The organism is uncultured Campylobacter sp. (assembly GCF_938018035.1).
In the GTDB taxonomy this organism is placed as follows: Bacteria; Campylobacterota; Campylobacteria; order Campylobacterales; family Campylobacteraceae; genus Campylobacter_B.
On sequence record NZ_CALIJF010000404.1, the window covers coordinates 1 to 12695 of the forward strand.

A 12695-nucleotide genomic window follows, 5' to 3' on the forward strand; every position below is an offset into this window, starting at 1 on the left:
AAAAGCAACACGAAATCAGCCGTCCTAAACGGACAAGACCTATTTACCAGGATAATAATTCAGCGAATCAACGGCCTTAAACCGAGAACTAGGCTAATAAATCAAATTTAGGGAGCAAATTTATTAAAATCATGAAGAAGTCAAAGAAAACAGAACTATTTAATAGCCCTGCCAAGCGATTTATATGGGTATTTTTAGCCATAAATTTGCTAGGGTTCGGCACGAACGCCGTTTTATATTTTTTAAAACTACCCAACAGGGTAGAAACGATACTAAACTCGGACGCATTCTTTATAGCGCTAGCCGCAATCTGCTACATCGCATTTAACGCAATGCTTTATTTAATCATAAAAATGCACTTCTTACTATCGACCAGGAAAGAGTAAAAATTTATAAAACTTTATTGCTATTTTTATGTAATTTTATCTAAAATATATCTTTTATTTTTGATATTTTTTCATAAGATAGTATTTTAACAATATATATTTTATTATTTATTAAGTTTAAGGCGATATAATCATTTTAAATTTTTACGCAAAGGAAAAGTTATGATCGTATCGATTTGTAACGAGAAAGGCGGCAGCGGAAAAAGCACGCTTGCCACGAATATAGCCATAAATCAAGGCATAGTAAAAGGCGAACCGCTTTTGCTATTAGATACCGACCCGCAAAAGTCGATTGCTACGTTTCTAAATATAAGAAACGAAGAAGGGCATCCGAAAGCATTTGATTTCGCCTACAAATACGGCGAAAATTTAAAAGAATTTTTGCAAAGCATAGATCGCAGCAAAGACATAGTCATAGACACCGGCGGCCGGGATAGCAGAGAAATGCGAATAGCCATCGCACTTAGCGATATCTTAATAATTCCGACCATTCCAAGCCAGTTTGACGTAAGCGTCCTAGATAAAATGGTCAATATCGTAAAAATGGCCAAAGAGCAAAACGAAAAACTGCAAGCATATATCGTGATCAACCGAGCCTCGACCAACCCGTTTTTATACAAGAAGATAGAAAGCCTAAAAGCATTTATCGAAGAGCTCCAAGAAGATTACATAAGGCTAGCGAGCACGATCATATTCGAGCGCGAGCGCTACAAAATAGCCACGCAACTAGGCTACGGAGTGGTCGAGATGAACGACGGCAACAAGGCGGAGCAAGAAATCAAGAATTTATGTAAAGAGATATTTTAAAGGGGTAAAAATGAGAGAGATTGGATTTAGAGTTTGGGATAAAGAAAATCAAAGTTAAAAAAGGGGATAAAAAATGATAGACAAGGAAACAATAATAGCCGGAAGAATAAGAACTCAAAAACCGGAACTCGAATTTAAAGCCAGCGGTCGCGTTATAACGCCGCCCAAAAAAGTTTCCGATTGGGTCGGTTGTCTTGTAAGAAGCAAATTTGAGACGTCCACTCAGCTTGCCACTTTTAAGCCGGGTACGATTTTCGTCGTAAAAAGTAGCGGTTTAACAAAAACGCTTGAAACATTGCCGTGCGAGCGCTGCGGTATTCGCGCCACCATGAGGGTCGTAGAGAGCGCCGATGCATTTATGAGGCAGTTTGAATTTTTAGATAAAGACGGCGACTGATAGTAGACGAGATAAGAAAACAAATATCGTAAGGCGATAAATTTATAATTTTTATCGCTTTTTTAGTATAAATTTAGGAAATTTATTATTTTTAGTTTTGCGAAAAATTAAAAATAATGCTATTTTAATTTTTAATATTTTATTTTTTATTAATATTAAGAGATTAGAATTTTAAAAAATAAAAGGGAAGAAAATGGACTTTAAAAGAGCAAGCAACTCTACGGACAAGCTAGAGGAATTTATAGCTGGGGCGGACACGCAAAAAGAAGCGCCGGCAAAAAAGAGCAAAGTGGCGATAGGGACGAAATTCTCAAAGGAACTGGCCGTAAAAATACGAAAAAAATATCCGACGTATACGCTGGCCAAATTTATAGAGCTCGCCCTAACGACGCCGATACCGCATATAAAAGACGATGTGCTGATAACAATTTATGATCAGGCCAAATGGTTCAACACCAGCATGAGCGAGTTTGTGCGGTTCAAAATGGGGCTTATCGAGGCGCCGCAGCCAAACGATCCAAAGGACGTGCAGCATATAAAAAATTATATCGTATTCGTAAATGATTCCAAGAAAGAGAAAATAAGGCAGATCGCAGAGAGCCTAGAAGTAAGCATCCTGACGTATTCAGACGTTAAAATTTTAGCCACATACGAGCTAAAGGATATTTTTACCTTTGACGAACTGATGCAGTTTAAAGCCGAAGCGAACAACTACGACCTAGATACGGACGAATACATCGCTATGAGAATAAGAGGATAGCGCAGAACCCGGCAATTTATTTGTACCGGGAATGCGTTGTTTTAAGATAATTTTAAGTCCCTAGAAGCCCTGTAAGCGACGATGAGGATCAAAGCGATAGGGTATGCACCCAAAGCGACAAGAGGCGCAGTTTTAAGCCCCTATTCTTTCCGTTTTTTCATTCAAAATAAATTTGAATGAGTAGCCGACCACCGCTTTTTTATTGCCGTCAGCTATTCTTTTCTCAAAAAGAAGTTTTTTGAAATAGCTTTCATTTAATTCGTTTATAGACGGATTAATTACAAAGCGATCCAAATCGGAAGCGTTATATTTGGCCGGCGCGCTCATAAATCTTTCAAAGTCGTCTCTATTAAAATTTACACACTTAAAGCCGTCTTTATCGGCTTTTACGTTTTTGTATTGATGCAGGAGTCGATATAAAGTCTTGGCAAATTTACCCTTAATCGCAACAAAGTCGTTTAAATCTATTTTCATAAATTTAAGGGTACTGAATAAAATCTCAAGAGCAACCGGGTTTAATCTAAAACTTAATGATTGCTTATTTCTAAAAATCCGAATATCCGTAAAAAATACGCCTACGGTAGTTATTTCATCATCTTCGGTAATTTCGACGCTCCTATAGATGGCAGCGCCGTCTTGCCCTAGAACTTTGGCTCTAAAATTCTTTACTTCATCGTTAAATCTGGTTTTATTCAGGCCGGACGGCATAAATCTACAAATTTCAGAGTAAGGCATTTCAATAAATTTGGCATTTTCAACATAGCCCATCTGCTTTGCATACCAGCAGATCGTAAAGAAAATATCATAATCCCTAGCCGTGAAATTAACCGGGAACAACACAGAGTTCATTTTGTTTCGAAAGACAAGCGTGCCGCTCTTTTCGGCTTTAACAACTCTACTGGCTTTTAACACGAAATCACCTTCCTCAAAATAGAAAGAAATTTCACTCATGTCTATACCTCGCAGTTTAAAGATTTAACTGCTATAATAGAGTAAATTTAATGTGTTGCGACTTAAATTTTAAAATTTTATCAGAGATTTTTTTATACAATTACGGCTGAAATTCGGCCCAAAAAAGGAGAGGGAATGTATAAGCTAAAGCATCTTCTTAGCGCGCAGGATCTGAGCCGCGAGGACATCTACGACTTCATTGATCTGGCTCGTGAGTTTAAATCGCTGAACCGCAGCGATATCAAAAAATCTGACTCGCTTCGTGGCAAGACGGTCATCAATGCGTTTTTCGAAAACTCCACCCGCACCCGCACGAGCTTTGAGATCGCAGCCAAGCGCCTGGGCGCGGACAGCGTAAATTTCACGGCTGCGGACAGCAGCACGAAAAAGGGCGAGACGCTGATCGACACTATCAGAAATATGCAGGCGATGCGCACGGATATCTTCGTGCTGCGCCACAGCTGCTCGGGCGCGGCGAAATTCGTCGCGGCCAACTGCGACGCATCGATCGTAAATGCGGGCGACGGGCTGAACGAGCACCCGAGCCAGGCGCTACTGGATCTTTTTACGATCAGCGAGCACAAGGGCAGGATCGAGAATTTAAACGTCGCGATCATCGGCGATATATTTCGCTCGCGCGTGGCTAGAAGCGACATCTGGGCGATGCGAAAGCTCGGCATAAACGTGCGGCTCTTCGGCCCTCCGATGATGCTGCGCGACTGCGACGCGTTCGGCTGCCCGATATGCAAAAGCGTAGAGGAGGCGATCGAGGGCGCCGACGTCATCATTATGCTTAGAATCCAGCTTGAGCGGCAAGACGGCGAGCCGAGCTTTCCGAGCGTGCGCGAATACTCGAAATTTTTCGGACTTACCGCCAAGCGAATGCAAGCTGCGAAAGAGGGCGTCATGATAATGCACCCGGGCCCGATCAATCGCGGCGTGGAGATCAACTCCGACGTAGCCGACGATCCGCGCTATAGCTGCGTATTAGATCAGGTAGAAAACGGCGAGGCGATGCGAATGGCGATACTTCATACGATAAATTTAAACAGGAGCGCACGATGAAAATTTTGATAAAAAACGGCACGATCGTTAATCATAACGGCAGCGAGGAAGCAAACGTCCTAATCGAAGGCGATAAAATTTCAATGATCACGCGCGAGTGCCCCGCCGTAGACCGCGTCATAGACGCTGCGGGCAAGCTCGTGATGCCCGGCCTCATCGATATGCACGTGCATTTTAGAGACCCGGGGCTCGAATACAAAGACGACGTCATCAGCGGCAGCGAAACCGCGGTCGCAGGCGGCGTGACGACCTGCCTCCCGATGGCGAATACCAAGCCCGTGAACGATAACTCAAGCATCACGCGCGCGATGATCGCTAAGGCCAAACAGCGCGGGCTTATCGATCTGCTGCCCATAGGCGCGATCTCGCAGGACTGCAAGGGCGCAAAGATCGTCGAGATGGGCGATATGCTCGAGGCGGGTTGCGTGGCCTTCAGCGACGACGGACTGCCCGTGACCGACAGCTCCGTGATGCGACAGGCGCTCGAATACTCCGCTCACTTCGGCTCATTCGTGATAAATCACAGCGAGGATTGCTCGCTTTGCCACGGCGGCGTGATGAACGAGGGCAAGATAAGCGCGATCCTCGGTCTAAAGGGGATGGCGAGCGAAAAAGAGGAGATCATGATCGCGCGCGATCTGCTGCTTGCCAAAAAGACGGGCGGGCACATCCACATCGCGCACGTAAGCTCGACGTGGTCGCTAAAGCTCATAAAGCAGGCTAAGCGCGAGGGTATCCGCGTCACCTGCGAGGCTACGCCGCATCATTTTACCTTCGACGAGCGCGAGCTGATGGGATACGATACGAATTTTAAAATGTCGCCGCCGCTTCGCACCCAAAGCGACGTGCAGGCGATCAGAGAGGCGCTTAAAAGCGGTCTAATCGACGCCATCGTGACCGATCACGCGCCGCACAACACCGACGATAAATTCGTCGAATTCGACCACGCGCCGTTTGGAATTTTGGGGCTTCAAACCCTCGTGCCGCTTACGCTGCGGCTCGTAAACGAGGGCGTCATCGGCCTTGAAGACATGGTGCGGCTGTGCTCGTTTAACCCGGCTAAAATTCTAAATTTAAAAGACAAGGGCGAGATTAAAGAGGGCTTTTTGGCCGACGTCGCGATCATTGATCCGCAGATTTCCTACGTTTACGACGAGGCGCTAAATAAGTCCAAATCGCGCAATTCGCCGCTTTTCGGCAAGCAGCTTACGGGCGCCGCGGTATGCACGATCAAAAGCGGCCGCGTGGTCTATGAGTTTCCAAACGTCGTAGCGTAGGGCACTCGCGGCGTAGGACTTGTGATCGGCGGCTTGCGGATGAGCGGCATTTGTAGCATAAACGGAGCGATTGCCTCATTTTAAATTTAGTTAATTTGGGCGCAACGGCTTGCTTTTAAAATTTCATAGCGCGAGCTTGCTTGGGATAGGCGCGATCCTCGATCCCGCAGTGCGACCACCCTGGTTAAATTTAGTGACAGCTTACTTTTAAAATTTCATAGCGCGAGCGCGGTTAGATTTTTTTAAAGCGGTTTGTCGTTTTTAAAGTGCGCGTAAATTTAACGCACATCGCCTTGCTCGTGTCGCTCGTAGATTTCGGCTTTGGAATTTTATCCGTGCCCGTGTGCGAGCTGCTCTAAATTTATAGCGGCACCTTTTTCGATGCGGCGGCTGCTTTTAAATTTATGTTTGCGGCGGTTGAGAATTCTATCTTTGCGCAGATTTGTTTTTGCTTCACGCGCAAATTTTATCGTGATTAAATTTGTCGCTAAGGCGCAAAATTTTAAAATTTTGCCGCCGCTAGCTTTTGGCGCGGAGCATAAATAATCCGCCGCATGAACGGGAGCGATCTAAATTTAAAGGATATCTATGAACGGCGAAATATATCTCTCGTGCGCGCTGTGCGTCGCGCTAAAATCAGCTCTGCGCGGCAATCCTAAGCCGCTGCCGCAAGATCAAAAATATATAAAATTTTTAAATTTTGAGTTTGCAAAGGAGCATTTCCGCACCGCAGAGGGCGCAAGCCGCGCAGCGCATGGCAGCGTAAACGACGCAAGTAAAGCTACGGAGCAAAAAGATGCGTACGGTGCAGTGCAGAGCAGTGCGATGGACAAAACTGCCGAGAGCGATGAGGTAGCGGAGCAAAAGCGCACGAACAGAAAAGAAGCGGCAAATGAAAAAGCGGCGAGAAAAAAAGGCGCCGACGAAAGCACGGACTTGCCACTTTTGCAAAAAGCGCGCAAATTTTTTACCGAGCAAGTCGCGCAAAAAGAGTGCGAGGACGAGCCGATCTCCGCACGGCAGCGTTGGATAGAGCAATGCCTAAAGCTCGGTCTGAAGGACACTGGGCTTAGTAGTCCAACTTTTGCAAAAGATAGAGTGCTTTTGGGTTTTTCGGGTATGAACGTAAACGGCATCGTTTGCTGCTTTGAGGACTTTGACGGCGTTTTTACGCCTGATTGGAAATACGATCGCGATAAAAAGGCTTGGCGCGTGAAATACGTCGAGCGCCTTTGGCGCGGGATGCCGCGGGATGCGCTAAACGCGCGCGATAACAGCGCAGAATTCGAGAATGTTTTAGTGCAAATCAGGGATTTTGCGAGCAAGATAGGCTGCGAAAACTTCGCGCAGACGTTTGATAATGCGCTTAAGACGCTGCGGGGCGAAGTCGCTGTGGGCGAGTATTACGCCGTTTCGTTTGCAGCGCTGCCGCAGCCGAGCTTGAGGGCGTTTGCCGCGGCGGGGATCGCCGATGTATTCGGTGCGATGGGCTCTTGGGACGATGAGCCGCCGTCTATGGCGCAAGAAATGGGGCTCGGGGGTGAATACGACCGCCTCTCGGACGAGCTCTTGGCGCAGAAAAACTTAGCGATTTTGTTTGCGATAAACGGCTGGTAGGGCTTTGGTACAAGAGCTAGAAAGCACGCTAAGCCTCTATCGTCGCGGGCCTATCAAACGCCGTTACGCTCGGCAGTTCGCCTTTAAATTTCTCGATCTGCACCATGCTCGTGTGCGCGGTGTTGCTTTGCGAGAGCTGCGAGCTCGGTACGTCTTTGGTCAGCACGTTTATGTTGCCGTGCTTGCATAGGCTGCGCTCGCCCCAGACGGCGGGATCGTACCATGCGCCCTCGCTCACGATCACGACGTTATCTTGCGCGGTATCGCTTACCAGCGCGCCGCAGAGGATCTCGCCTCGGTCGTTGTATATCCTCACTACGTCGCCCGTTTTGATGCCGCGCGCCTTTGCCGTGGCGGGGCTAATTAGCGCTGGTTCGCGGCCCGCGATCTCGGCGTAGTTGCGGATGAGCGAGTTGTTTAGCTGCGAGTGGAGTCTAAATTTAGAGTGCGCGCCGCTGATGGCGATAGGATACTTGCTCACGTCGCCGCCCAGCCACTCAAAGGGCTCCATCCACGTCGCGTGCGGCGGGCAGTCGGGATATCCTAGCTTTTCGATCGCTTCGGAGTAGAGCTCGATCTTGCCCGACGGGGTTTTTAGCGCGTTTTTCTCGGGATCGGCGCGGAAGTCCGCATAGTTTGTGAAGTACCGCTTTTTCTCGTCTACTTGATCAAATTTAATGTAGCCCTTTTGCCAAAACTCCTCAAATTTAGGCATCGCTATGCCCATGCCTTCAGCCTTTTGAACTGCATCGGCGTAGATTTCCTTCACCCACTCAAGCTCCGTTTTACCCTCGCTAAAGGCCTGCTCGTACTCCTCGCCCCACTGCGCGCAGATGAGCCGCGCGATCTCAAAGTCGCTCTTGCTCTCGCCCGCAGGCTTTACTAGCGGCTTAATCGCAAAAAGGTATTCGCTAGTCGAGTTTGCAAACTCGATATCCGTGCGCTCGCACTCAAGCGCCGCCGGTAGAACGATGTCGCTGAGTCTTGCCGTACTCGTCCAAAAGGGCTCTGTGGTGATGATCGCTTCAATCTTTTTCATCGCTGCGACCGCGCGGTTGGTGTCCGGGTGGCGGGTGAAGGTCGAGCCGTTGGCGTTAAACATCACGCGGATGTGCGGCATGACGTATTTTTTGCCATTGCGCTCGATTTCTTTGCCCGACTCCATGATCGCGTCTATGAGCCTGCTGTTTGGTATCTCGTGGTATTTGGCTTTGGCTAGCTTGCCCTGCGGGGCGATGTATTTTTCGTTTACCGCCGGGTTAAAAGCCTGAAGCTTAGGTGCAACAAAGCTGATATCGGCGTTTTTATGCATCTGATCGTTCATCACGTAGCCGCGCCCGGTCTTGCCGATGTCGCCTAGCATCGCCGCTAGCGTGATCAGCGCCCAGTATGCCATCTCGCCGTGGTGCTGGCGCTGGATAGAGTAGCCCGTGACGATGAGCGTGTCTTTTTTAGCCAGCGTACCCGCTAGCTCTTTTAGCTCTTTTTCGCTCACGCCGCAAATTTTACTCGCCCATTTTAGATCCTTTTTCACGCCGTCTTTCGCGCCGGTGAAATACTCTTTAAATTTATCAAACCCGACCGTGTAGCGCTCTATAAATTCCTTGTCGTAAAGCCCGTTTTCGTAGAGATATTCGCAAAGTCCGATCAGCATCGCCGTATCGGTGCAAGGGCGTACGGCAAGATAATCCGCGCCGAAATACTCCGCCGTTTCGTTGCGATAAACGTCAATGCTGTAAATTTTCATCTCGCCTTTTTTAAATTTATCCTTCATAATCTCGTAGTAGGCGTAGGAGTTGTGCATCGGCACTCCGATAGCGATCTTGTTTGAGACGACGGGATTCGTACCCCAAAATACGATCGTTTTGGCCTCCTTTACCACGCCCTCCCAGCGCGTAGGATTATGCGTCGGATCGATAGAGCCCGTCACGTGAGGCAAAAACGCCGTCGCCGCGCCGTATGAGTAGCCGCCAAGCTCGCTCACGTAGCCTCCTAGCGCGTTTAGCATGCGCTTTGCAGTGCGCTGCGAGTGGCCGACCTTGCCTAGGCTACCCCACTGATAAAGCTGCCCGTAAATGGCCTCCGAGCCGTATTTATCGAAGTTTTCTTTTAAAATTTTGGCGCTTAGCTTTATCGCCTCGTCCCAGCTAACGCGCACAAAGGGCTCTTTGCCGCGAAGCTCTGGCTTTGGATCTGCGGGATTTGCGAGGAAGCTTTTGCGCACGTAGGGGTATTTCACGCGCGTTTCGTTTTGGATATGATCGCTTAGGGCGTTGTTTAGCACCGTAGGCATCGCATCGCCCTCAAACGGCTCGGTGCCCACGACCCTGCCGCCGATGGTTTGCACGTAAAAAGCGCCAAATTTATTCGCGCAAAGCCCCATCTGCTCGTCAAATATCGCCTGCGCCGCCGCGTTAAATTGCTTCGCCTGCGCCGAAGCCGCAGCTAGCGCGCCTAGTTTTAGAAAATCTCGTCTTTTCATGGTTGTCTCCGTTAAATTTAAATTTGATGGTTGATTTGGTTTAAATTTAGCGGGATTTATGGAGTTGAACTTTGCATCGTTTGCCTTTAAACGTATTACGCGACCTCGCGTCTTGGCGGCTATTTTACGAAATTTAGGCTTAATTTGCCATTTATCTATGGCGTCGCGGCGAAATTAAATTTTTATACGCAGTTGCTGCTAAAATAGCTTATCTATCAGCGCGTATCCCCACAGCGCGGCGTTGAGAAATAGGCTCATCATCACGGCGGTGCTTGCGGTGTCTTTGGCGCCCTTGGCTAGCGGGTGGATTTCGCTCGTGGCAAGATCGACCGCACGCTCGACGGCGGAGTTTATGCACTCGGTTGTGAGCGTAAAGACCGCGCCGAAGATCAAAAATAGATTTAGCACCGCGCCGAAATTCCAAAAAAATAGCGACAGCAGAAGCGGCACGAACACGCAAAGCTCGAGTCTAAAGCTACGCTCGCTGCGCAGCATCTCGGCAAGACCCGCCATCGCGTAGCCCCAGTTGGCAAAAAATCGGTATTTGGGCTGATTGCGCATAATTTTCCTTTAAATTTAGTCAAAATTTCGTATAATCATACCAAAATTTTTGCGCCAAAGGCTAAATTTGAAACTGATTAGTTGGAACGTAAACGGGCTGCGCGCAGTGCTCGGCAAAGACGGCTTTGCGTGGCTTGCGGAGCAAAACCCCGATTTTTTGGGCTTGCAAGAGATCAAGGTGAGCGAAAAGGACGCTCCGAAAGGGCTTTATGAGCTCGGATTTTCTCAGATCGATCTAAATTCGGCCGCTCGCGCGGGATATTCGGGCGTTGCGAGCCTAGCAAAATTTAAAAGTGAGACGAGCAAAGCGCTGTTTTTCCCAGACGACGAGGGGCGCGTATTGCAGCACCGCTTCGGCGATGTCGTGCTTTTTAATATCTACTTTCCCAACGGCCAAAAGGACGAGGCGCGGCTAGCCTACAAGATGGAATTTTACGCGAAATTTCTAGCCTACGCGCGCAGCCTCGCGGAGCAGGGGCTCGGGGTGATATTTTGCGGCGACGTGAATACCGCGCACCGCGAGATCGATCTTGCAAACCCCAAAGCAAACTCCAAAACCTCGGGCTTTTTGCCGATCGAGCGGGCGTGGCTCGATGAGGTGGAGGCGGCGGGCTTCGTCGATACCTTCCGTGCCGTGCGCGGCGAGCTGCGGGACGCCTACTCGTGGTGGAGCTACCGCTTTAACGCGCGCGCAAAAAACGTAGGCTGGCGGATCGATTATTTTTTCATCTCGGCAAATTTGCGCTCGCGGCTAAAGGACGCTTTCATCCTAAGCGACGTGATGGGCAGCGACCACTGCCCCGTGGGCATCGAGATCGAAATTTAGCCGGGGCAAATTTCGCGCCGCGAGCTTTGATCTTGCACGGCTCGCGGGCAAGGTGCGCATAGCTTTGCAAGCTAATGCGCGGATTTAAAGAGGCGGTACGTAAACGCTGCGCGATAAAATTTTAAATTTAAGGAGAGAAAATGTTGAGCGATATCGAAATAGCAAATGCGGCGAAGCCGGATAAAATTTCAAACGTTGCGAAAAATTTGGGGCTTGGCGAGGATGAGATCGAGCTGTACGGCCACTACAAAGCCAAGCTAAACATCAAGCCGCGATCGCGCGCTTCGAAGCTTATTTTGGTCACGGCGACCAATCCGACGCCGTTTGGCGAGGGCAAGACGACGACCTCCATAGGCCTAGCCGACGCGCTAAAACGCCTGGGCAAAAGCGTCTGCCTTGCGCTGCGCGAGCCGTCGCTGGGGCCGGTTTTCGGTATCAAAGGCGGGGCCGCGGGCGGCGGATATTCGCAACTGGTGCCGATGGATGATCTAAATTTGCATTTTAACGGCGATTTTCACGCGATCACCTCCGCAAACAACCTCATTTCGGCGGTCATCGATAACTCGCTGTATCAAGAAAACCCGCTAAAGATCGAAAAAATTCTATGGAAGCGCTGCATGGATATGAACGATCGCGCGTTGCGCCACATCACCGTAGGACAGGGTGGGCGCACCGACGGAGTACAGCGCGAGGACGGCTTTAATATCACTGCAGCTAGCGAGATAATGGCGGTTCTGTGCCTCTCAAACGATCTTGCCGAGCTTAAGGAAAACATCGCAAACATCATGGTCGCCTACGATACGCAGGGAGAGCCGATATATGTGCGCGATCTGGGCTGCGCGGATGCCGTGGCGATCCTGCTAAAAGACGCGATGAAGCCAAATCTCATCCAAAGCCTAGAGCACACGCCCGCGCTCGTGCACGGAGGACCCTTTGCAAATATCGCGCACGGCTGCAACTCCATAATGGCGAGCAAGCTTGCGCTCTCGCTTGCCGATTACGCCGTGACGGAGGCGGGCTTCGGAAGCGAGCTCGGGGCTGAAAAATTTATCGACATCAAGTGTCGCCGCGCGGGTATCGCTCCGGATGCCGCGGTGCTGGTTAGCACGATCCGTTCGCTTAAATACAACGGCGGCGCGGATAAAGAAAGTATCGCGAGCCCTGATCTTGCCGCGCTTCAAAAAGGCATCGTAAATTTAGGCGGACATATTGAAATTTTACAAAACTTCGGGCTAAATCCGGTCGTGGCGCTTAATCGCTTCAGCTTCGATAGCGACGAGGAGATCGCTTTCGTACGCGATTACTGCAAGCAGCGCGGCGTGCAGATGGCGATTTGCGAAAATTTCGTCAAAGGAGGCGAAGGCGCGCTTGAGCTAGCCCGTCTCGTCATAGATGAATGCGAGCGCGCTAAGGAGCTGAAATTCGCCTACGAGCTTAGCGACGATACGGCGAGCAAGATCGAAAAGATCGCCGTTAAAATTTACGGCGCGAGCGAGGTGGTTTTCGAGCCCGAAGCGCAAAAAGCGCTGCAGCACATCAAGGCCTTGGGACTTGAGCGGCTAAACG

At 49.3% G+C, this 12695-nt stretch carries 12 protein-coding genes; 9 read left to right on the plus strand and 3 right to left on the minus strand.

Annotated elements, in window-relative coordinates; translation table 11 throughout:
- Positions 1-131: 131 nt before the first annotated feature.
- The 4 genes from Q0257_RS12385 to Q0257_RS12400 all read left to right on the plus strand — a co-directional run bounded on the left by Q0257_RS12385 (position 132) and on the right by Q0257_RS12400 (position 2350).
- Entirely contained in the window at positions 132-386 is a 255-nt protein-coding gene (locus Q0257_RS12385; RefSeq protein WP_298025221.1) for a hypothetical protein, read from the plus strand.
- A 162-nt stretch (positions 387-548) separates the two neighbouring features.
- The gene (locus Q0257_RS12390; protein WP_298025224.1) at positions 549-1193 is read left to right on the plus strand and encodes an AAA family ATPase; all 645 of its coding nucleotides are present in this window, start codon (positions 549-551) and stop codon (positions 1191-1193) included.
- 73 nt (positions 1194-1266) lie between these two features.
- Positions 1267-1590, plus strand: a complete 324-nt coding sequence (locus Q0257_RS12395; RefSeq protein ID WP_298025226.1) for a hypothetical protein — start codon at positions 1267-1269, stop codon at positions 1588-1590.
- 193 nt (positions 1591-1783) lie between these two features.
- Positions 1784-2350, plus strand: coding sequence for a hypothetical protein (locus Q0257_RS12400; RefSeq protein WP_298025229.1), 567 nt, complete (start codon positions 1784-1786; stop codon positions 2348-2350).
- A gap of 132 nt (positions 2351-2482) precedes the next feature.
- Here the strand turns inward: Q0257_RS12400 and Q0257_RS12405 are convergent, their stop codons facing one another.
- A complete protein-coding gene (locus Q0257_RS12405; RefSeq protein WP_298025233.1) occupies positions 2483-3301 on the minus strand; it encodes a replication initiation protein in 819 nt (272 codons plus the stop codon).
- A 135-nt stretch (positions 3302-3436) separates the two neighbouring features.
- On the opposite strand from Q0257_RS12405, the gene Q0257_RS12410 reads away from it, so the two are divergent.
- The 3 genes from Q0257_RS12410 (at position 3437) to Q0257_RS12420 (ending at position 7260) form a co-directional block, all read left to right on the plus strand.
- On the plus strand, positions 3437-4366 hold the full coding sequence (locus Q0257_RS12410; RefSeq protein ID WP_297961142.1) for an aspartate carbamoyltransferase catalytic subunit: 930 nt from the start codon (positions 3437-3439) through the stop codon (positions 4364-4366).
- Positions 4363-5643: a dihydroorotase gene (locus Q0257_RS12415; RefSeq protein ID WP_298025236.1), complete on the plus strand. Its 1281-nt coding sequence runs from the start codon at positions 4363-4365 to the stop codon at positions 5641-5643. Before Q0257_RS12410 ends, Q0257_RS12415 begins: the two co-directional genes overlap by 4 nt.
- A 588-nt stretch (positions 5644-6231) precedes the next feature.
- Positions 6232-7260: a hypothetical protein gene (locus Q0257_RS12420; RefSeq protein ID WP_298025239.1), complete on the plus strand. Its 1029-nt coding sequence runs from the start codon at positions 6232-6234 to the stop codon at positions 7258-7260.
- A gap of 28 nt (positions 7261-7288) precedes the next feature.
- Here the strand turns inward: Q0257_RS12420 and Q0257_RS12425 are convergent, their stop codons facing one another.
- Both Q0257_RS12425 and Q0257_RS12430 read right to left on the minus strand, forming a co-directional pair.
- Positions 7289-9742, minus strand: a complete 2454-nt coding sequence (locus Q0257_RS12425) for a molybdopterin-dependent oxidoreductase (RefSeq protein WP_298025242.1) — start codon at positions 9740-9742, stop codon at positions 7289-7291.
- 198 nt (positions 9743-9940) lie between these two features.
- Positions 9941-10303 carry a diacylglycerol kinase gene (locus Q0257_RS12430; RefSeq protein WP_298025245.1) on the minus strand — a complete coding sequence of 121 codons (363 nt, stop codon included), beginning with the start codon at positions 10301-10303 and terminating at the stop codon, positions 9941-9943.
- Positions 10304-10370: 67 nt separating this feature from the next.
- On the opposite strand from Q0257_RS12430, the gene Q0257_RS12435 reads away from it, so the two are divergent.
- Both Q0257_RS12435 and Q0257_RS12440 read left to right on the plus strand, forming a co-directional pair.
- Positions 10371-11129, plus strand: a complete 759-nt coding sequence (locus Q0257_RS12435) for an exodeoxyribonuclease III (RefSeq protein ID WP_177386736.1) — start codon at positions 10371-10373, stop codon at positions 11127-11129.
- Positions 11130-11269: 140 nt separating this feature from the next.
- The coding region (locus tag Q0257_RS12440) for a formate--tetrahydrofolate ligase (RefSeq protein ID WP_298025246.1) at positions 11270-12695 on the plus strand (1426 nt) is incomplete at its 3' end.

Excerpts from the sequence above, each read along its gene's own strand:
- Q0257_RS12385 (WP_298025221.1), top strand. The coding sequence starts at position 132 with ATGAAGAAGTCAAAGAAAACAGAACTATTTAATAGCCCTGCCAAGCGA.
- Q0257_RS12400 (WP_298025229.1), top strand. The coding sequence starts at position 1,784 with ATGGACTTTAAAAGAGCAAGCAACTCTACGGACAAGCTAGAGGAATTT.
- Q0257_RS12425 (WP_298025242.1), bottom strand. The coding sequence starts at position 9,742 with ATGAAAAGACGAGATTTTCTAAAACTAGGCGCGCTAGCTGCGGCTTCG.
- Q0257_RS12395 (WP_298025226.1), top strand. The coding sequence starts at position 1,267 with ATGATAGACAAGGAAACAATAATAGCCGGAAGAATAAGAACTCAAAAA.
- Q0257_RS12410 (WP_297961142.1), top strand. The coding sequence starts at position 3,437 with ATGTATAAGCTAAAGCATCTTCTTAGCGCGCAGGATCTGAGCCGCGAG.
- Q0257_RS12420 (WP_298025239.1), top strand. The coding sequence starts at position 6,232 with ATGAACGGCGAAATATATCTCTCGTGCGCGCTGTGCGTCGCGCTAAAA.
- Q0257_RS12390 (WP_298025224.1), top strand. The coding sequence starts at position 549 with ATGATCGTATCGATTTGTAACGAGAAAGGCGGCAGCGGAAAAAGCACG.
- Q0257_RS12405 (WP_298025233.1), bottom strand. The coding sequence starts at position 3,301 with ATGAGTGAAATTTCTTTCTATTTTGAGGAAGGTGATTTCGTGTTAAAA.
- Q0257_RS12430 (WP_298025245.1), bottom strand. The coding sequence starts at position 10,303 with ATGCGCAATCAGCCCAAATACCGATTTTTTGCCAACTGGGGCTACGCG.
- Q0257_RS12415 (WP_298025236.1), top strand. The coding sequence starts at position 4,363 with ATGAAAATTTTGATAAAAAACGGCACGATCGTTAATCATAACGGCAGC.